General features: G+C 65.0%; 16 protein-coding genes and 1 pseudogene. 11 read left to right on the top strand and 6 right to left on the bottom strand.

Annotation, left to right across the window (positions count from 1 at the left end):
- Positions 1–46: 46 nt before the first annotated feature.
- A complete protein-coding gene (locus BSIN_RS18065; RefSeq protein ID WP_059517854.1) occupies positions 47–835 on the bottom strand; it encodes a Crp/Fnr family transcriptional regulator in 789 nt (262 codons plus the stop codon).
- Between the two features lie 928 nt (positions 836–1,763).
- Here BSIN_RS18065 and BSIN_RS18060 point away from each other — a divergent pair.
- From BSIN_RS18060 to BSIN_RS18035, 6 genes are all read left to right on the top strand, one after another.
- Positions 1,764–2,567 (top strand): Crp/Fnr family transcriptional regulator, encoded by an 804-nt coding sequence (locus BSIN_RS18060; RefSeq protein ID WP_059517856.1) that lies wholly within the window; start codon positions 1,764–1,766, stop codon positions 2,565–2,567.
- Positions 2,568–2,622: 55 nt separating this feature from the next.
- Positions 2,623–3,999 (top strand): undecaprenyl-phosphate glucose phosphotransferase, encoded by a 1,377-nt coding sequence (locus BSIN_RS18055; protein ID WP_089341497.1) that lies wholly within the window; start codon positions 2,623–2,625, stop codon positions 3,997–3,999.
- 48 nt (positions 4,000–4,047) lie between these two features.
- Complete coding sequence (locus BSIN_RS18050) at positions 4,048–5,343, top strand: polysaccharide biosynthesis/export family protein (RefSeq protein ID WP_089341555.1); 1,296 nt, start codon at positions 4,048–4,050, stop codon at positions 5,341–5,343.
- 171 nt (positions 5,344–5,514) lie between these two features.
- Positions 5,515–6,759 carry a glycosyltransferase family 4 protein gene (locus tag BSIN_RS18045; RefSeq protein ID WP_173678710.1) on the top strand — a complete coding sequence of 415 codons (1,245 nt, stop codon included), beginning with the start codon at positions 5,515–5,517 and terminating at the stop codon, positions 6,757–6,759.
- Between the two features lie 521 nt (positions 6,760–7,280).
- Positions 7,281–7,715 carry a CHRD domain-containing protein gene (locus tag BSIN_RS18040; protein ID WP_089341496.1) on the top strand — a complete coding sequence of 145 codons (435 nt, stop codon included), beginning with the start codon at positions 7,281–7,283 and terminating at the stop codon, positions 7,713–7,715.
- Positions 7,716–7,853: 138 nt separating this feature from the next.
- The gene (locus BSIN_RS18035) at positions 7,854–8,822 is read left to right on the top strand and encodes an alpha/beta hydrolase (protein WP_089341495.1); all 969 of its coding nucleotides are present in this window, start codon (positions 7,854–7,856) and stop codon (positions 8,820–8,822) included.
- Here BSIN_RS18035 and BSIN_RS18030 read toward each other — a convergent pair.
- Entirely contained in the window at positions 8,792–9,691 is a 900-nt protein-coding gene (locus BSIN_RS18030) for an EcsC family protein (RefSeq protein ID WP_089341494.1), read from the bottom strand. The two genes, BSIN_RS18035 and BSIN_RS18030, sit on opposite strands and share 31 nt — an antisense overlap.
- 106 nt (positions 9,692–9,797) lie before the next feature.
- Here BSIN_RS18030 and BSIN_RS18025 point away from each other — a divergent pair, with 106 nt between their 5' ends.
- Positions 9,798–11,390 (top strand): MFS transporter, encoded by a 1,593-nt coding sequence (locus BSIN_RS18025; RefSeq protein ID WP_089341553.1) that lies wholly within the window; start codon positions 9,798–9,800, stop codon positions 11,388–11,390.
- 61 nt (positions 11,391–11,451) lie between these two features.
- Positions 11,452–11,922: a MarR family winged helix-turn-helix transcriptional regulator gene (locus BSIN_RS18020; protein WP_069234985.1), complete on the top strand. Its 471-nt coding sequence runs from the start codon at positions 11,452–11,454 to the stop codon at positions 11,920–11,922.
- A 174-nt stretch (positions 11,923–12,096) separates the two neighbouring features.
- Here the strand turns inward: BSIN_RS18020 and BSIN_RS18015 are convergent, their stop codons facing one another.
- Both BSIN_RS18015 and BSIN_RS18010 read right to left on the bottom strand, forming a co-directional pair.
- Positions 12,097–12,678 carry a DJ-1/PfpI family protein gene (locus BSIN_RS18015; RefSeq protein WP_069234984.1) on the bottom strand — a complete coding sequence of 194 codons (582 nt, stop codon included), beginning with the start codon at positions 12,676–12,678 and terminating at the stop codon, positions 12,097–12,099.
- 304 nt (positions 12,679–12,982) lie between these two features.
- Positions 12,983–14,275, bottom strand: a complete 1,293-nt coding sequence (locus tag BSIN_RS18010) for an amino acid deaminase (RefSeq protein WP_089341493.1) — start codon at positions 14,273–14,275, stop codon at positions 12,983–12,985.
- Positions 14,276–14,438: 163 nt separating this feature from the next.
- On the opposite strand from BSIN_RS18010, the gene BSIN_RS18005 reads away from it, so the two are divergent.
- The 3 genes from BSIN_RS18005 to BSIN_RS17995 all read left to right on the top strand — a co-directional run bounded on the left by BSIN_RS18005 (position 14,439) and on the right by BSIN_RS17995 (position 17,383).
- Positions 14,439–15,332 (top strand): MurR/RpiR family transcriptional regulator, encoded by an 894-nt coding sequence (locus tag BSIN_RS18005; protein ID WP_089341492.1) that lies wholly within the window; start codon positions 14,439–14,441, stop codon positions 15,330–15,332.
- Positions 15,333–15,359: 27 nt separating this feature from the next.
- Entirely contained in the window at positions 15,360–16,841 is a 1,482-nt protein-coding gene (locus tag BSIN_RS18000; RefSeq protein WP_089341491.1) for an N-acyl-D-amino-acid deacylase family protein, read from the top strand.
- A gap of 152 nt (positions 16,842–16,993) precedes the next feature.
- A complete protein-coding gene (locus BSIN_RS17995) occupies positions 16,994–17,383 on the top strand; it encodes a RidA family protein (protein ID WP_059518049.1) in 390 nt (129 codons plus the stop codon).
- Between the two features lie 278 nt (positions 17,384–17,661).
- Here the strand turns inward: BSIN_RS17995 and queF are convergent, their stop codons facing one another.
- Together queF and BSIN_RS17985 are read right to left on the bottom strand one after the other, a co-directional pair.
- A complete protein-coding gene (queF, locus tag BSIN_RS17990) occupies positions 17,662–18,486 on the bottom strand; it encodes an NADPH-dependent 7-cyano-7-deazaguanine reductase QueF (protein WP_059517880.1) in 825 nt (274 codons plus the stop codon).
- A gap of 22 nt (positions 18,487–18,508) precedes the next feature.
- A pseudogene (locus tag BSIN_RS17985) lies at positions 18,509–18,693 on the bottom strand (threonine dehydratase); the annotation flags it as partial.

Raw genomic sequence — 18,693 nt, 5'->3', positions numbered from 1 at the left:
GTCCGAGACGCGCGCGCCGAGATAAATATCCGGCGCGCGTTCCGTTTCAACTGCGCAGTTCGGTTGTCGTGCCGGCCGGGGCCGACAGGATCTTTTTCATTTCATCGCGAATGATCGCGTGGCATCCGCACGACTGTGCTTCGAGGCCCGGCAGATCAGCGAGAATGATCGAGCTGCGGTATTGTCGGATGAGACCCATCTTCTGGATTTCGCCCGCCGCATCGGTTACCGTCTCGCGGCGCACGCCGAGCATCTGTGCAAGCATGCTGTGCGTGACCTGGATCTCGACGCTGCGCGAACGATCGTATGCGAGCAGGAACCAGCGGCAAAGCTGGTTCTTCAATACGTGATGCCGGCTGCAGAACGAAATCTGCTTGGCTTGCGTCATCAGCAAATAGGTATAGCGAAACACCGTTTGACGAACCTGTGCCGATTCCTCCAGCAGGTTCGACAGCACGCGCGGGCTGAGGCGATATGCGAAGCCGTCGCGGCAGGTGAGCACGCGGCACGGAATCGCACTGTCGCTGCCGACGAGTTGCGGGCTCACGATGCCTTCGTTGCCGATCTCTGCGATTTCAAGCGTCATTCCGTCGGACGACGCATACTGAATCGAGATGACGGTCGTGACCGGCAGGTAGACGTGCTCGAGCGGCTTGCCCGGCTCGCAGAGCACCTGGCCGGACTTGACGTGCACGAGCTGCATGTGGCTCGCGAGCGCGGCGCGCTCGGCTGCATCGAGCGACGCGATGAAACGGTTCGCGTCGGTGCGGTGCGGCAGTTCGATCATGACGCCGCCGGATCGGGCGAGCGGCTCTTTGAATTCGCGGTGTGTCACGGGAAGCTTCCTTACCGGATTCACGATCCGGAGCAACGGCGCGGGCTGTCGCCGGGCGCCACATGCAACCGAACTGGCACGATTAAGCAAGTCCGGTTGGTAATTTGTCAATTAGGCTTTACATTGAAAACCCGGATTTAAGGTTATCACGTAACCATTTTGATGAATTGACTTTGCTGCCCATCTCACAAACTTTGACGTTCGAAGTGTATTAATAAATATATTCAACATCTAATTAAGCGCAATGTAAAACGTTAAATAATTTTAATGTAAACGGCGAAATTGGTTCCGTGTGAGAAGTAATGATTTGCTCGATTTGGGTATTCGCCAACTTTTACCGATTGGTAATAGAATGGTCTGGTGAGGTTTTTGAATCTCTGTTAAATTCTTAAAAATCAAATGGTTGCATGAGAAATGTGCGTTATGTCACAAAGTGTCAAATGTGCCGGATGACTCATCCGTGAGACAGTTTTAAGAATGTGAATACACTCTGCCGTTTCTCGGTTTCACTATGGTCATACAATTTCATCGATAACTGTTAATGTCTATATGGTATTGGGTTTGACGGGAAAATAGCCTGATGCGGGATGACCCTAAGATATTCCGAAAGTGTTAGATGTGACATAGGGTGTCGCGCAAGCTGTATCAAAGTGTCCGGTAATGAGACGGTTTTGGTTTTCGGGAAATGCCTGGCGCGGCGACGCGTGAGCCGACTCTTTACGTATTAAAGGTTTGCGGCAATTGGCACGGTAATCGCTAGAGAGTCGGTGCGCTCCGCACAGAGGGCAAAGGCCTTTGTGCATGAGGACGACCAAAAGGCCGCCGACACGATTACGAGGATGTTTGATTCTCGCAGTGAACGTGTCTTGACAGAGCGGAATCCCGCGCCGTGATAAGCGATCGGCGCCGACGAACCAGGACACAGAACATGCTTCATCAGACAAATGGTTTCTACGCCAACGCCCTGCTGGGCTCGCTAACCGACGACAGCCTGCGTGCGCTCGCGCCGCATCTCGAACTCGTGAAGATCAAGAGCGCCCAATTGCTCTGCGAAACCGACGAGCCGATGCGTCATTTGTACTTCCCGACCACGTCGATGATGTCGGTGCTGTACTTGATGGAGGACGGCGCGATGGTCGAGGTGGCCGCGGTGGGTAGCGAAGGAGCGGTGGGCGTGTCGTCGCTGGCTGATTACGGCTGTGGCGCAACGGTGGGCCGCATCGAGGTGCGCAGCGGCGGCTATGCGTACCGTGTGCCGACCCAGGTGTTCCGGCGCGAATTCGACCGCTCGGTCGATACCTTCCAACTGATGCTGCGCTACTGGCGCGTGGCGATGGCGCAAATCGCCCGCAGTGCGCTTTGCAATCGCCATCACTCGGTGAGCGAGCAACTGAGCCGCTGGCTGCTGCTCGCGCACGACCGCGTTGAAGGCGATGAGCTTGCGGTCACGCAGCAAACAATCGCAAACATGCTCGGCGTGCGCCGCGAGGGCATCACGGAGGCAGCCGGCAAGCTGCAGGAAGCGGGCCTGATTCGTCAGCGCCGCGGCCACATCACCGTGCTCGACCGGCAAGGTCTCGAAGCGCATGCGTGCGAGTGCTACGGCATGATCCGCGCCGAATTCAATCGGCTGGTAGCCGACGCGAAGCAGAGCGCGGATCGCGCGATTCCGGCCGAAGGCCGCCCGCTGCGCGTCGCAGGCTACCCGGAGCTGGCCCGCTCGGCCGCCTGAAGTGCACAACTCATACAAAGGCAAGCGATTGACGAAGGAAATCGGAGATACGGCGATGTGGGGATTTTTGAACAGATTGCTGGACGTTGTGCTGGTGGCGGCAGGCGCACTGCTGGCACAAATGCTGTATGAACACGGGATTCTCGACGTTTCCGACATGCAGCGTGCGGTTGTCGCGCTTCTGTGCGCGTTGACGCTGATCATTTTCTCGGCGCTGGGCGTCTACGACAGCATGCGCGAGCGGACCTCGCATTCCCGCGCGCTGCTCGGCTGGTTGGGGGTCAGCGTGATCGCGGCGACATTTACGCTGTTGCTGCACCGCGACGCCGACGTGTCGTTCGAGTGGCTCGGCCGCACGATCGTCGCGTCCGGCACGATGCTGTTGATCGGCCGCGCGGCGATCCACGGCATTGCCGCGCGTATGCGCCGCTCGAGCAGCAAGCGGCGCACGGTCGCGATCGTCGGCTCGGAGATCTACGGCCGCGCTGTGCTCGAACAATTGCGCGCGTCGCCGTCGCACAGCTACGAGCCCGTGTGCTTGTTCGACGAAAGCAGCGAGCGCACTGCCGCCGCGCAGCCGCAGGTGGGCGGCTTGCCGGTCGTCTCGGATCTGCGCGAGCTTAAGCGCCGCGTGCGCGCCGGCGCGATCGACGAGATCTGGCTTGCGTTGCCGCTGTCGCATGAGCGGCAGATTCAGCGGATCGTTCGCGAATTCCGTCACGATTTCGTGAATCTGCGCTTTCTGCCCGATGTGCGCGGGCTCACGGCATTCAACCGTTCTGTCACCCACGTGGCCGGTTTGCCGGCGATCAATCTGGCGACGAGCCCGCTGTCGGTTCCGCAATTGTGGCCGAAGCTCGTGTTCGACCGCTTGTTCGCCGCCGCCGTGCTGATTCCGCTGCTGCCGGTGCTCGGCGTGCTCGCGCTTGCGGTGAAGCTGTCGTCGCCCGGGCCGGTGCTGTTCCGCCAGAAGCGCAAGGGCGTCGACGGTCGTGAATTCGAAATCTTGAAGTTCCGCTCGATGCGTGTGCATACTGAAGAAACGGGCGTCGTGCGCCAGGCCTCGCGCAATGACACGCGGATCACGAAGGTTGGCGCGTTCCTGCGCCGCACGTCGCTCGACGAGCTGCCGCAGTTCTTCAACGTGCTGTTCGGCCAGATGTCGATCGTCGGGCCGCGCCCGCACGCGCTCGAACATGACGATATTTACAAGGAGCTTGTCGACGGCTACATGCTGCGCTACCGCGTGCGTCCCGGCATCACCGGCTGGGCGCAGGTGAACGGCTACCGCGGCGAGACGCGCAAGGTCGAGAAGATGGCCGCGCGCGTGAAGTTCGATCTGTTCTATGTGCAAAACTGGACGTTCTGGTTCGATATCAAGATCATCATGATTACGCTGGTCAAGGGATTCGTCGGACGTAACGCATTCTGAGCGCCGCCGCTATCCCGTTTCACACGCTACAAGGAGTACTACAAGATGTTGAAGAAACGCCTAACGTGGGCGGCCGCCATTGCAGCGGCAGCCTTGTCGGGCTGCGCGCTTGCGCCGGGACCTTCGCTCGATTCGAAGCGCATGCATGACGATCTCGGCGCACCGACCGATACGACGGTCTACGACGTCAAGCTGATCACTCCCCAGCTGATCTACGCGCTCAAGCAGGCCGACGAAGCCGATGCGGCCACCAAGCAAGCGAGCTTGTCGACGCAAGCACTGCCGGCCGAATCGGCCGACTACCGCGTCGGGCCCGACGACGTGCTCGGCATTTACGTCTACGATCACCCCGAGCTGACGCGCGGCGCGAGCGGCAATGCGGGCAACGACATGTCGCCGCTCGTCGATATCGGCACGTTGCAGGCATCGGGCGGACTGGGCGGCGTGCTGCCCCAGCAGATCAGCGCGCTGGGCACCAACGGTCAGGGCGAAGTCGATACGTCCGGCCAGCGGGTTGCCGCGAACGGCACGATCTTCTTCCCGACGCTCGGTCGCGTGCACGTCGACGGAATGAGCACTCAGCAGATCGCCGCGCTGCTGACGCGCCGGCTCGGCTCGCAAATCAAGAATCCTCAAGTCGACGTGCGCGTGATGCAGTTTCGCAGCCAGCGCATCCAGGTGACGGGCGACGTGAAGAATCCGGGGCAACTGTCGCTGACGGGCTCGGCATTGCGCGTCGTCGACGCGATCAATCGCGCGGGCGGCGGCAACCCCGACGCCGATCTGCAGCGCGTGCTCGTCACGCGCGGCAATCGCGTGATGACGATCGACGTGAACAATATCTTGAATCGCGGCGATTTGCGGCAGAACATCGCGCTGCAGCCGGGCGACATCGTCCATGTGCCGGACCACACGCAGAACCGCGTGTTCGTGTTCGGCGAAGTGCCGAAGCCGCAGACCGTGTTCATGAATCAAGGGCGTCTGTCGCTGGCCGACGCGCTCGCGGCCGCTGGCAGCATCGACACGATGAACGCGAACCCGCGGCAAGTGCTGGTGATCCGTCATCCGAATCCGCCGCTTGCGCAGTTGGACGGCACGCAAGGTACGGTGCAGGAGGGCTTGAAGAAGGTCAGCTATGCGCCCGCATTCAACAAGCCTGAAGTGCTGCGCCTGGACATGACGCAAGTGGATTCGATGATGCTTGCCACGCAGTTCGACATGAAGCCGCTCGACGTCGTCTATGTCGGCACGGCGCCCGTCTCCCGCTTCAACCGCGTGCTGACGGAAATCATGCCGACCGCGCAATCGATGTTCATGCTCTGGTCGATTGCCCGCAACCGTTGATGCATCGATACGCGGCGCGCACGAAGGCTGGCGCGCCGCGGTTTGTGCGAAGCAGCGCACCGACCGTGCGCATCGGAACGACGACACTCGAACGTATATAGCGCGCATGCTGCGCGCGCTCGACGCGCAGCATGCGCGCCCGTCAACCAGGTGTCGTGACACCCTGCCGCCATGAATCCGTCTCCCACATACAAGTCGTCGCTGCGCACGCCGCGCAACGATAAGGAATGCAATCTAACCGCGCCAGGCGTGTCGTTTGCCGCGCGGGCGGTGCCCGACGCCGTTCGCCGCGTGGCGGCCGCCGGCGAGCGCGAGGCCGGACTCGTGCTGCCGTCGCTCGTGGCGATCAACGGCAAGTTCACATCGCAGCGGCTGACCGGCGTGCAGCGCGTCGCACATGAGTACACGTCGGCGATCGCCCGCCTGTTTCGCGGCGAGCGCAATCCGACGCTTGTCGTGCCGCGTGATCATGCGAGCGATGCACTGCCGCCCGCCATCGCGCGCCGCGTCGTGCCACGTCTGCGCGGCGTGCTCTGGGAGCAGCTCGCGCTGCCGTTCGCGACGCGCGGGCAGACGCTGTTGAGCCTCTGCAACATCGGCCCGCTGTTCAAGCGCAACCAGGTGCTGATGATTCACGACGTCGCGGTGTTCGATTTTCCGCAGGGCTATTCGCGCGCGTTCCAGCTTTGGTATCGCTTTGCGTTCTGGGTGCTCAAGCACAACGTCCGGCATATCGTGACGGTGTCGCATTTCTCGAAAGAGCGCATCGTGGCCCGTCTCGGCGTTTCTCCGTATAAGGTATCGACGGTCGTATCCGGCATCGATCACTTCGACCGGATCGCGAGCGATGCATCGGTGCTCGAGCGGCTGGGGCTTGCTTACGACGGCTACGTGCTGATCGTCGGCTCGCTGGCGCCGGGCAAGAATCTTGCGCGCACGCTCGAGGCGATTTCGCTGCTCGAACGCACCCATCCCGAACTGAAATTCGTGATTGCGGGCGGCTCGAACGTCAAGATTTTCGGTGCATCGGCACTGGGCGGCGGACAGAACGCCCGCAATGTCATTTGGGCAGGCTACGTGAGCGACGGCGAACTGAAGGCGCTTTACGAGCATGCCGGCTGTTTCGTGTTTCCTTCGCTGTACGAAGGGTGGGGGCTGCCGCCTGTCGAGGCGATGCACTGCGGATGTCCGGTGATTTCGTCGCGCGAGGCGTCGCTGCCCGAAGCGTGCGGCGATGCCGCGCTTTATTGCGACGCGCACGATGCGGCCGACATTGCCGCGAAGATCGCGCAGTTGATGGGGGACGCAGCGCTGCGCAGCGAGTTGCGCGAAAAGGGGCGGCGGCACTCGGCCCAATTCCGTTGGGACATTGCAGCGACGCAGTTGGTCAACGTGCTGCGCCAATTCGGACGATAACGAGCCGGCCGGTATTGCAGCGCCGGTGCGCTGAGCGCGAACGCCGCGAGGCGGTGGCCGACGCGGAGCAGGCCGGGCGGCGCGATCCGATTATTGGGCCGGCAAGCAGTGCTGGGTCGGACGTTGTCGATCCCGGAATCGATCGCGATGAGCGCGACAAGCGCGTCGTGCCAGGCACGGCCGTGACGTGACGCGCCGTAACCCCGCGCCAAGCGGCCAATTAGCTGGTAAAAAAAAGCGCGGCCCGAGGGTCACGGGTCGCGCCGATCAAGAGCAGAAGATGCTAGCCGGACGGAAGGAAGCAAACTAGCAAGCAACTTGTTTCTGCAAGTACGCAGTGTAGCGAAAGCGCTGCTGCGTATTCAGCCGGCTCCGTGCAACTGTCTTTCCATCTTTCGCTTCTTGTCGCCGCTTGCGCAACAGCGCGGCGGCGTGGCCGCGCGCGGGATCGACTATGATCGGGGTTCGAATCCGCGCCGCGCGTGACGCCACGGCGCGGCCGACAACCGCCAGGAGGTTTCATGCTGATATCGCGCAGGATTGGGATCGGCGTGCTCGCATGTGCGCTTGCGGCCGGCGTCGCGCGCGCCGAAACGGTGACGCTCGTCGCGGATCTACAGCCGTCGAGCGAAGTGCCGCCGACCACGAGCAAGGGTTCCGGCCGGCTGAACGCGGCCTACGACACGGCCACGCATACGCTGCGTTGGACGGTCGAGTACCGTAATCTGACCGGCCCGGCGACCGCCGCGCATTTCCACGGCCCCGCGCCCGTGGGACAGAATGCGGCCATTCAGGTGCCGATTCCGAAGGACGCGCTCGCGAGCCCCATCAACGGTGAAAAGGCGCTGACCGACGCGCAGGTGGGTGACCTGATGGCGGGCAAGTGGTACTTCAACCTTCATACGCAGGCCCATCCGGCCGGAGAGATTCGCGGCCAGGTCCGGCCGGTGAACTGAGCCCGGCGGCGGGTGCGGGGAACCCACGCCGGCCTGCCGCACGGCGACGATCGGAGCGAGGAGTGGCATCGGCGGGCGGTGATCGCGCACCGGGCCATACGTAGTATCGTCGTACTTTTCCGGTTCGGAGTGCGTCCGATGAGTTGGCAAAACATGGTGGCGTGCTGGCTGCTGCGCCGGCATTTCCGTCCCGAGACGCTGCGTCCGGTGATCGATCCCGCGCGTGCACGGCGTTTGTCGGGGCTGCGCACGCGCGTGCCGCACCGCCTGCCCGCCGGGTGGCGGCTGCGCGAGCGCTACGGGCCGGCCGACATACCGTTGCGAGGCGAATGGCTCGAGCCGGCCGATTCGCCCGCAGGCCGTGCGCCACAGAGCCGGATGCTGCTGTATTTCCATGGTGGCGGCTATTACTTTTGCTCGCCGCAAACGCACCGTCCGCTTGTCTTCGCGTTGACCAAATACGCGGACGTGCGTTCGTTCTCGCTCGATTACCGGCTCGCGCCCGAACATCCGTTTCCGGCCGCGCTCGACGACGCGCTCGCGGCCTATCGGCATCTCGTCGCGACGGGCACGCCGCCCGAGTCGATCGTATTCGGCGGTGATTCGGCGGGCGGCGGGCTCGCGCTTGCCACGCTCGTGGCGCTGCGCGACGCCGGCGAGCCTTTGCCGGCGGGCGCGGTGCTGTTCTCGCCGTGGACGGATCTCGCCGCAACGGGCGATACGCTGCGCACGCACGACGGCATCGATCCGGTGTTCGCCGGCATTGCGCTCGGCCGCGCGGCGCGCCTTTATCTCGGCAGCACGCCCGGCGATCATCCATACGCGTCGCCGGTATATGCGGATCTGAGCGGGCTGCCGCCGCTTTTCATCCAGGTGGGCAGCACCGAGGTGCTGCTTGACGATGCGCGTCGCGTGGCCGAGCGCGCGCGCGCGGCGGGCGTGCCGGTCGAATTCGAAATATGGCCGCAGATGCCGCACGTCTGGCAGATCTACGTGCCGTTCGTGCCCGAGGCGGCGCGCGCGCTCAAGCGCGCGGCCGTGTTCGTGCGGCGCGTCGCGCTCGAGCGCCCGGCGGCTCAGCGCGCGGCCGACATATCGATGGCCTGATAAGCGGCCTTGACGGCCGCTTGCCCGTACTTGCGTTCGAGCCGGCGCACCGCGAAGTGGCCGTGCGCGGCCTGCTGGAAGTGGTCGATGAATAGCGTGTTGACGGTGGCGCCGAGCACCGCGCCGATCGCCGGGATCGATTTCGCCGCGATCTGCTCGGTCACCTGCACCGAAAAACGGGAGGCGATCGTTTGCACCAGCCGGAAGAGCGCCGTCGAGCCATGTATCGTGAAGCCCTTCGACGCGATTTCCGACGACGCTTTCGACACCGCCTGCGCGAGCGCGCCGCGCAGCATGAAATAGCCGATATCGGCATCCTCGTCGGCAGCGCCGCCCGGCTGGGGCGGCACGCTGCCGTCCGCGCCGCCGCGCGCACGGCCGAAACCGCCGCCCATCCCGAGCACGGCGAGACACTGTAGTTGCGCTTCGGCGTTCGACAGATCCTCGCCCTCGCTGCGCGCGATGTCGCAGATCGAGCGGAACATCAGCGTCGTCGTGACCGGCAGCTCGACGGGCAGCGCGAACAGGCCGAACGCACCGCCCGCCGCGCCCGTGGTCGCGACGGCGAGCTTGTGCAGCAGGTTGCTGGGCTTGTTTGGCATCTCGTGCGCGCCGGCAACCCCGCCCGATTTGCCCAGCGTGCGCAGCGCGATGTGCAGACACTTGCGCAGTGCGAGCTGGGTGGCGTCGTTGATTTTGTCGGACGCGAAACCGGGCAGCTTCGCGATCATTTTTTCGACCGGCGCGCCGACGATGCTCGTCAACTTGACCGTCAGCGGCGGGCTTTCGAGTGCGATCTTCGCGCGCCGCAGCGTATCGAGATCTTCGGCCGACAACGTCGGCCCGGCAACGGGGGTGAGCGGTTCCATCTGAGTCCTTTGCGATGCGCGCAGCCTGGGAGCGTGCCGGCTAGATTACTCGATGCGTGATAGACTGTTCAATTGATTGATGTATCAAATATTGCGTGATCAAAAAATGGCCGTCGATATCGCAGCCCGCCATTCGAGCGGGCAAGTTCTGCCGTTTCGCGAATCGCTGCTCGCGATGCTCGGCATTTCGTTCGTCACGATGCTTGTCGCGCTCGACCAAACCGTGGTCGGCACCGCGCTGCCGACGATCGTCGGGGAATTGCGCGGCTTCGATCTGTACGCGTGGGTCGCGACGTCGTATCTGCTCGCATCGGTGATCACCGTGCCGATCTTCGGGCGGCTCGGCGATTATTTCGGGCGCAAACCGTTCGTGATCGCGTCGATCGTGGTGTTTAGCGGCGCGTCGGCGCTATGCGGGACCGCGCAGACGATGATCGCGCTCGTGCTCGCACGCGCGCTGCAAGGCATCGGTGGCGGGATGCTGGTCGGCACGGTGTTCGCGTGCATTCCCGATCTTTTTCCCGATTCGGTCGTGCGGCTGCGCTGGCAGGTGATGATGAGCACGGCGTTCGGTATCGCGAACGCGGTCGGCCCGTCGCTGGGCGGCGTGCTGACCCAGCATTACGGCTGGCGCTCAGTGTTCTACGTGAATTTGCCCGTCGGCCTGTTGTCGCTTTTTTTCGTTTGGCGATATCTGCCGCATCTGCGGCACGCCGAGCATGGCAAGATACGGCTCGATTGGCCCGGTGCGCTGCTGATTGCCGTGACGCTCGGCGCGGTGCAGCTATTCGTCGAATGGCTGCCGAAATACGGGGCCGGCGGCTGGCCGCTGCTTCTTGTCGCGGTCGCGCTCGCTGGTGGTGTGGCACTCTGGCGCTGGGAAAAGCGCGCCGCGCAGCCGATCCTGCCGCTCGAAATGTTCACGAACCGCGCGCTGTCGACGCTCTTTATTCTGTCGCTGCTCGGCGGCTTCGCGATGTTCTCGCTGGTCTTCTACGCGCCGCTGCTGTTCCAGGGCGGCTTCGGGATGTCGCCGCAGCAGGCGGGCGTCGTGATCACGCCGCTTGTCGTGTTCATCACGATCGGCAGCATCATGAACGGCCGGGTCATCACGCGGATGCGCCATCCGAACGCGATGCTGCATGCCGGTTTTCTGCTGTTCGCGCTCGCGTGCGTGGGCATCGTCGCGTCGACGCACCGTACCCCCGCGTGGATGCTGATGGCATGGATGGTGGTAGGCGGCGTGGGGCTGGGCTTCGTGCTGCCCAACCTGACCGTGTTCGCGCAGCAGGCGGCGGGACGCTCGCACGTCGGCATCGCGACGGCGCTGCTCCAATCGCTGCGGATGGTGGGCGGCATGGGCGGCGCCGCGTTGACGGGCACACTCGTCAACGCGTTTTACGGGCGCGGCGTGCGCGTTGCGCTCGCCGCCGACGGCGCGCTGCCGTGGCAGGCCCGGCTCGCCGATCCGCATGTGCTGATCGATCGCGCGGCGCAGGCGCGAGTCGTGGACGAGTTGGCGCGCGCCGGGCATCATGGTGCATTCGTGATCGACGCGGCACGCGACGCGCTCGTCGGCGCGATTCATCTGGGCATCGGCGTGGGCGCGGCCATCGCGCTGTTCGGGGTTTGGCAAAGCCGTCGCGTTCCGCCTCTCGAGCTGCGCCGCACGCTCGAGCCCGCGGTTGCCGCCGAGTAGGCGCGCGCCGGGTCGATCGTTTGATCCTTTTGTTGTTTGCCGCCGGAGTTGAAGTTAGCGCATGGAAGAACAGGACCGCATCGCGATTTTGCAGCAATTCGGACGGACTTATCGGACGTTCATGGCTGCATTCGAGACCCATGTGGGGCAGCCGCTGCCGCGTTGGCGCATCATGGTCGCGTTGAACGGGAACGACGGCGTGTCGTCGCAGAAGCGGCTCGTCGAATTGCTGCGCGTCGATCCGGGCGCACTCACGCGGCAATTGAAGACACTCGAGACGCTGGGCTGGATCGAGCGCGACGCCGATCCGCGCGACAACCGCGTGACGAACGTGAAGCTGACGGCGGCCGGGCGGCAGGCCTTCGAAGCATGCCTGCCGCGCCGCAATGCGTTTCTGCATGACACGATGGCCGCGCTGCCGGACGACGTGCTGGGCGCGCTGTCCAGCGCACTCGCGCTGCTGGAGGCGCGCGTCGCCGAGGTCGCGCGGGTTGCGCCGGCGAAGGCTGACGGAGCTGCCGGGCAGGGCTGAGCGGGCACGCCGGCGGAGCGGGTTGCATTGCCGGGGACGGAGCAGATCGGGCAGGCGGCGGGTCTGGTCGGCCGAGACGGCCGATTCGGCCCGATGGCCGCCGCGCCGGCTTTGCCCGGCCGCCCATGGGCTCGGGGGCGCGACGCGCGGTTGTGCCTGGCCCGCGCGGTTTCGTCAAAGTTCGATCCGCGTGCCAAGCAGCGCGAGGAACTGCGCGAGCCATGCCGGATGCGCGGGCCACGCGGGCGCGGTGACGAACGGTGCGTCGGTGACGGCGGCGTCGACGGGAATGTCCGCATACTCGCCTCCCGCGAGACGCACTTCGGGCGCGCATGCCGGATATGCGGCGATCCGCTTGCCGCGGATCACGTCGGCTGCCGCCAGCAATTGCGCGGCATGGCAGATGGCGGCGATCGGTTTGTGCTCGTCGGCGAATGCGCGCACGAGCGCGATCACTTTCGGATCGAGGCGCAGATATTCGGGGGCGCGCCCGCCCGCGATCGCGAGCGCGTCGTATCGTGCCGGGTCGACTTCGTCGAACGCCGCGTTCAGCGTGAACTGGTGGCCGGGCTTTTCGGTGTAGGTCTGATCGCCCTCGAAATCGTGGATCGCCGTTTTCACTTTGTCGCCTGCCCGTTTGCCGGGGCATACGGCGTCGACCTGATGGCCGATTGCCAGAAGCGCCTGGAACGGCACCATCGTTTCGTAGTCTTCGGCGAAATCGCCCGTCAGGAACAGAATTTTCTTGGCTGCCATGATGATCTCCAGTGTCGATGGGAGCGAGCGCTTTCGCGCTTACTCCCGGGGGCATGACGTGATTGTCTGCCGTGGGTGTTGGCGCGGGTTTTCCGTCGCATGCAAAGCACGCAGGCCGAAACCGCCGTCGAACATGGGCGCCCGCCCAGCCGGCACGTGCGGATGCGGGGCAAAAAGCAGTTTACTCCGCCGCTTCGACGCGCGAATGACGCGTGCGCGAAGCAACCGTGACAGGCCGTCGCCCGTACCTCGCCCGCAGAGGCGGCGTGCGCCGTTTCGCCCGCCGTCCGCCATTGGCGCCCGCTCAGAAATACGTCTCGATCACTTCGGCCACCCGATACTTTTCATCGACCACGAGCAACTGCCGCCATTTGTCGAACGTGAGACATGGATGCGAGATGTCGAACGCGATCATGTCGCCGACCTTCAGGTCTGCGCCCGGGGGGATTTTCAGGTACGCATGCTGATCCATCATCGCCGTGACCGCCCAGCCTTCGCTGGCGGCAATCTCGCGCGGCATCGCGCCGGCCTGCGAGCCTGCCACCGAGCCCGGCCGGAAATGGCGCGCGGGCTCGGGCAGCCCGGCATCGAACGCGGCGTCGCGCTTGCCGAGTGCGACGATCGCGCATTCGGGCTCCGGAATCGATTGCACGTATGCCCACACATGCAGCGCGGGCAGCAACCCCGCGCCCATTTTCTGTGCGATCGGGTTGCGCGCGAAAATGTCCGCTTGCGCTTTCTTGTAGATGCCGACGTCGTGCGTCAGATAACAGCCGGGGCGCAACACGATGTCGATGTCCTCGCGCGCGCGCGCGAACTCGTCGGCCACGACGTCGTACCACGCGGAGCCCGCGCCGGACAGAATCGCCGGCGTGCGCCGGATACGGCCGGCCGCCGCCAGTTCGCGGGTGAGCGCGAGCGCGCGCTGGAGGAACGCGCGCACGTCGCTCTCCTGCTTCAGCACGCCTTCGTATAACTCGATTCCGGCGAGCTTCAGCACGCGCGGATAGCGTTCGAGCGCCGCGAGCACCGCGTCGCGCTGCGCATCGTCGCGCACGCCGGTACGCCCGCCCGGCACGCCCAATTCGAGCAGTACGTTGAGCGGCTTGTTCGCGGCGTCGAAGAAGCGGCCGAGCTGTTCTGCGCCATCGGCTGAATCGACGAGGCAGAAGAATTCGAAATCGGGATCGCTCAACAACTCGGCGATCATTGCCATGTTGCGTTTGCCGACCAGCTGGTTGGCGAGCAGCACGCGCCGCACGCCGCCGCGGTACGCCGCGCGCACTTGATGCGCGGTCGCGAGCGTGATGCCCCACGCTCCCGTTTCGAGCTGGCGGCGAAATAGCTGCGGTGCCATCGTTGTCTTGCCGTGCGGCGCGAGCTTCACGCCATATTCGGCGACGAACGCCTGCATCCACTTCAGGTTGTGCTCGATGCGCTGCGCGTACAGCACCGCGGCGGGCAAACTGACATCCTCGTCGAGCAGATTCCATTCGAGGCGGCCGGCATCGGCAAGCGGCACGCTCGTGCCGGGCACGTTGCCCAGACCCTTGCCGGTCGGCTCGATTGCCGCTTGTTGATAGTTTGTAACTTTCATTTTATCTCGCTCCATCATGCTTATATATCGGCGTAAAGTTGACTCGACGATAGTACAGAAAGTAGCATCCGTTCGATAATGTTATTTATTAACCTGGGCTGGCCCACCCTGGATCATCCGCTAGCCATCCGATCAGCCGGCCGACGCCGGTCGAGCGCACCCCATGCATTCGTCCCCCGAACCGTCCGCTTTCGATGTCGTCGCCAGGATTGCCGAGCGCGCGCCTGAGCTGCGTGACGCCGAACGCAAGGTCGCCGCGTGGATACTCGACGATCTGGCCCGCGCCGCGCACGCGAGCATCGGCGCGCTTGCCGCGCAGGCGGGGGTGAGCGTTGCGACCGTCACGCGTTTTGCGAAGGCGGTGGGCTGTCGCGACGTGCGCGAACTGAAGCTGCGGCTTGCGCAGGCCGCGGCCGTCGGTCAGCGCTTTCTGACGCCGTCCGCGGGTGCCGACGGGTACCGCCCGACGCCTGCCGAACGCGTGTTCGACGACGTGCAGGCCGCGCTCGAGCAAAATCACCGGCTGCTGTCGCAGACGCCGTTCGACGCCCCGGCCGCCGCACTCGCCGGCGCGCGGATGATCTACGTGTACGGGCAGGGCGGCGGCTCGACCGCGCTCGCCGACGAACTGCGCTTTCGGCTCGTGCGCTTCGGCTTGCCGGTTGCCAGCTATCAGGATGCGCTGCTGCAACGCATGGTTGCGAGCACCGTCGCGCCCGATTGCGTCGTCGTCGCGCTGTCGGTCACCGGGCGCGTGCCCGAGCTCAACGACAGCTGCGCGCTTGCCAAGCAATACGGCGCCGTGCTCGTCGCGCTCACCGCGCCCGCGTCGCCGCTCGCGCAGCTTGCCGATCATCTGATTCCGGTCGTTGCATTCGAAACCGATTTCATTTTCAAACCGTCGGCTTCGCGCTACGCGATGATGATGGCGCTCGACGTGCTCGTCACCGAGGCCGCGCTCCAGCTCGGCGACGGCAGCCGCGAGATGCTGCGGCGGGTCAAGCATGCGCTCGACGTGCATCGCGGCGGCGGCGACCGCCAGCCGCTCGGAGATTGAAGGACCTGACGTGAAGGAGACAGCGACATGCACTCGCACCCCGAAGCCGCCGACACGCTGATCGTCGGCGCGACGCTCTACGACGGCAGCGGCGCGCCGCCGGTGGCGCGCGACGTCGCGATCCGCGACGCCAAGATCGTGGCGATCGGCAATCTGACGAACTGGCTGGCGCAAGACGTGATCGAAGCCGGCGGCCGCGCGCTCGCGCCCGGCTTCATCGACGTGCATACGCACGACGACACGAACGTGATCGATGCGCCGCAGATGCTGCCGAAGCTCTCGCAGGGCGTGACGACGGTGATCGTCGGCAACTGCGGGATCAGTGCGTCGCCGGTGACGCTCAAAGGCGAGCCGCCCGATCCGATGAACCTGCTCGGCGCGCGCGCGGCGTTTCGTTATCCGACTTTCGCCGCGTATGTCGACGCGGTGGATGCCGCGCGGCCGGCCGTCAACGTTTCGGCGCTGGTTGGCCATACCGCGCTGCGCAACAACCAGATGGACCGGCTCGATCGCGCGGCGAGCGACGCGGAGATTGCCGCGATGCGCGCGCAGCTCGAAGAAGCGCTCGCGCATGGCGCGCTCGGCTTGAGTTCGGGGCTCGCATACGGGTCCGCGTTCGCCGCGCCGACCGACGAGGTGATGGCGCTCGCCGAGCCGCTCGCGCACGCAGGCGCGGTTTATACGACGCACATGCGTACCGAGTTCGACGCGATTCTCGACGCGATGGACGAGGCGTACCGGATCGGCCGCCACGCGCGCGTGCCGGTCGTGATCTCGCATCTGAAGTGCGCGGGGCCGTCGAACTGGGGACGCAGCGGCGAAGTGCTCGCGTCGCTCGAGCGCGCGCGGCGGCTTCAGCCCGTCGGCTGCGACTGCTATCCGTACAGCCGCAGCTCGACGACGCTCGCGCTCAAGCAGGTGACGGGCGATATCGATATCACGGTCACGTGGTCCGAGCCGTATCCGGAAATGGCGGGCAAGCTGCTGAAGACGATCGCCGCCGATTGGGGCGTGAGCGAACAGGACGCGGCGCGCCGGCTGATGCCGGCCGGCGCGGTCTATCACAACATGGCGGAGGACGACGTGCGCCGAATCCTGTCGCATCCGGCGACGATGATCGGCTCGGACGGCCTGCCGAACGACCCGCTGCCGCATCCGCGGCTTTGGGGCGCGTTTGCGCGCGTGCTCGGCCACTATGCGCGCGACGAGGGGCTGCTACCGCTCGAAGAGGCGGTGCGCAAGATGACGTCGCTGTCGGCGCGGCGTTTCGGGCTCGACGGGCGCGGCGAGGTGCGCGTCGGCTATCACGCGGATCTCGTGCTGTTCGATCCAGCGCGGGTGCGCGATGCGGCGACGTTCGAGCGTCCGCAACAGCCGGCGCAGGGCATCGACGCGGTATGGGTGAACGGCGTGCTGTCGTATCGCGACGGCGCGCCCACGGGCGAGCGCGCGGGGCGCTTCGTCGCGCGCGGCGAGCGCCGCGCGGCGACGCCGGCCGACGCGTTCTGAGCAGGCGCGCAACGCGCGCATGCGAGACCGGCTGGCGCGGCGGGCGTCCGCGCGCCGGTTTCGCGAGCGACGATTGGGTGCCGCCGGCATCGCGCCGGCGGCGTGGATTCGGCAAACGAGCAAATCAGCAAACGAAGCAAAGGAGTGAAACGATGAAGCGATATGGCGTGGGTGAGGCCAAGGGCACGGGCGGCCAGGTGATGCCGTTCGCGCGCGCGGTGCAGACCGACGACGGGTGGCTGTACGTGTCCGGACAGACGCCGATGGTGAACGGCGAGGTTGTCGAGGGCGGGATCGTCACGCAGTCGAAGCAGGCGATCGAGAACGTGATCGCGATCCTGAACGAGGCCGGCTACGGGCTCGAGCACGTCGTGCGCTGCGGCGTATGGCTCGACGACGCGCGGGACTTCGCGTCGTTCAACAAGGTGTTCGTGTCGTACTTCGGCGCGCATCCGCCCGCGCGCGCGTGTGTGCAATCGAGCATGGTGATCGACTGCAAGGTCGAAGTCGATTGCGTTGCGTACAAGGCGCCGGCAAAGTAATCGTTGCCGCCGCGGCGCGTGCCGCGATAGTCGAACGGGGCCCCTGCGGCCCCGTTTTCATGTGCGCAGGCCCAGCGCGCGCCGCGCTTGCCGGCGAAAGGGCTTCGGCGGCTCGAATCGCGGTCAAATTGCCATCAAACCGCTGTCGATTCGCCGTCGAGCCGCCGTCGAATCGCCTTCCGCGCTCCCGCCTGCCGCGCGGCACGAAACAGGGGCAGGAGCGGGCCGGACATCCGCCGGCGCCACCCTGAGGCGTCCGGCGTGGTCTGCCGCGTGCGTCATTGCCGCGCGGTGCGCGCGTTGTCGGGCATCGGCTGGTTGTAGTTGGTGCGGAACGGATTGATGTCGAGCCCGCCGCGCCGCGTATAGCGCGCGTAGACCGCGAGCTTGACCGGCTTGCACGCGTTCAGGATGTCGATGAAGATCCGCTCGACGCATTGTTCGTGAAAGCCGGTGTGATCGCGATACGAGATGATGTAGCGCAACAGCCCCGCATGATCGATCGGCGCGCCGACGTAGCGAATCTGCACGCTGCCCCAGTCGGGTTGACCGGTGACCGGGCAGTTCGATTTCAGCAAATCGGAGACCAGCGTTTCCTCGACGGGCGCTTCGTCGTGCGACGCGGCGAGCAGCGACGCATCGGGATGGTAGACGTCCGCCTCGAGGTCGAGCCGATCGAGCGACAGCCCGTCGAGTTCGTCGAGGCTGAGCTTGCGGAAATCGGCGGGTGCCGCGAGCTGCACGCCGACGTTCGCGCCGCACACGGCCGATACGTCGCGCTTGATCGTGTCGCGCACCGCTTCGATCGATTCAAACGCCGTCTGAGCGAACGAGCCGAGATACAGCTTGAACGACTTCGATTCGACGATGTTCGGCGATTCGGCGGGCACGTAGAAGGTCGCGATCGCGACTTGCGGCTTGCCGCGCGCATTAAGCCACGAAAGCTCGTAGGCATTCCAAATATCGGTGCCGAAGAACGGCAGCGACGCGCCTATGCCGATCTGCTCGCGCGAGCCTGCGCGCGGAATCGGGAACAGCAGCGATGCGTCATACTGGTTCGAGTAGACGGTCGTCTTGCCGAGCGGGGAGTGTTCGGGATTCATGAATGGGTCCGTGTGATCGAGGTTACGACAGGAACAGGTGGTACGCCGGATTGCTGCTCTCTTCCCAGAACGGATAGCCGAGCGCGACCAGGAAGCGCTCGAACGCCGCATGGTCGGCCGGCGGCACTTGCAGGCCGACCAGGATCGAGCTGTAATCCGCGCCCTGATTTCGGTAATGAAACAGGCTGATATTCCACTCCGGCGCCA

Origin of the sequence: Burkholderia singularis, from assembly GCF_900176645.1 — a bacterium.
GTDB classification, from domain to species: domain Bacteria; phylum Pseudomonadota; class Gammaproteobacteria; order Burkholderiales; family Burkholderiaceae; genus Burkholderia; species Burkholderia singularis.
Note: the sequence above shows the minus strand (reverse complement) of the source record. Positions and strands in the feature narration are given on the sequence as shown.

Bases quoted from the DNA above. Each gene is read 5' to 3' on its own strand.
- BSIN_RS18060 (WP_059517856.1), top strand. From the start codon at position 1,764: ATGCTTCATCAGACAAATGGTTTCTACGCCAACGCCCTGCTGGGCTCG.
- BSIN_RS18055 (WP_089341497.1), top strand. From the start codon at position 2,623: ATGTGGGGATTTTTGAACAGATTGCTGGACGTTGTGCTGGTGGCGGCA.
- BSIN_RS18045 (WP_173678710.1), top strand. From the start codon at position 5,515: ATGAATCCGTCTCCCACATACAAGTCGTCGCTGCGCACGCCGCGCAAC.
- BSIN_RS18040 (WP_089341496.1), top strand. From the start codon at position 7,281: ATGCTGATATCGCGCAGGATTGGGATCGGCGTGCTCGCATGTGCGCTT.
- BSIN_RS18035 (WP_089341495.1), top strand. From the start codon at position 7,854: ATGAGTTGGCAAAACATGGTGGCGTGCTGGCTGCTGCGCCGGCATTTC.
- BSIN_RS18030 (WP_089341494.1), bottom strand. From the start codon at position 9,691: ATGGAACCGCTCACCCCCGTTGCCGGGCCGACGTTGTCGGCCGAAGAT.
- BSIN_RS18025 (WP_089341553.1), top strand. From the start codon at position 9,798: ATGGCCGTCGATATCGCAGCCCGCCATTCGAGCGGGCAAGTTCTGCCG.
- BSIN_RS18020 (WP_069234985.1), top strand. From the start codon at position 11,452: ATGGAAGAACAGGACCGCATCGCGATTTTGCAGCAATTCGGACGGACT.
- BSIN_RS18015 (WP_069234984.1), bottom strand. From the start codon at position 12,678: ATGGCAGCCAAGAAAATTCTGTTCCTGACGGGCGATTTCGCCGAAGAC.
- BSIN_RS18010 (WP_089341493.1), bottom strand. From the start codon at position 14,275: ATGAAAGTTACAAACTATCAACAAGCGGCAATCGAGCCGACCGGCAAG.
- BSIN_RS18005 (WP_089341492.1), top strand. From the start codon at position 14,439: ATGCATTCGTCCCCCGAACCGTCCGCTTTCGATGTCGTCGCCAGGATT.
- BSIN_RS18000 (WP_089341491.1), top strand. From the start codon at position 15,360: ATGCACTCGCACCCCGAAGCCGCCGACACGCTGATCGTCGGCGCGACG.
- BSIN_RS17995 (WP_059518049.1), top strand. From the start codon at position 16,994: ATGAAGCGATATGGCGTGGGTGAGGCCAAGGGCACGGGCGGCCAGGTG.
- queF (WP_059517880.1), bottom strand. From the start codon at position 18,486: ATGAATCCCGAACACTCCCCGCTCGGCAAGACGACCGTCTACTCGAAC.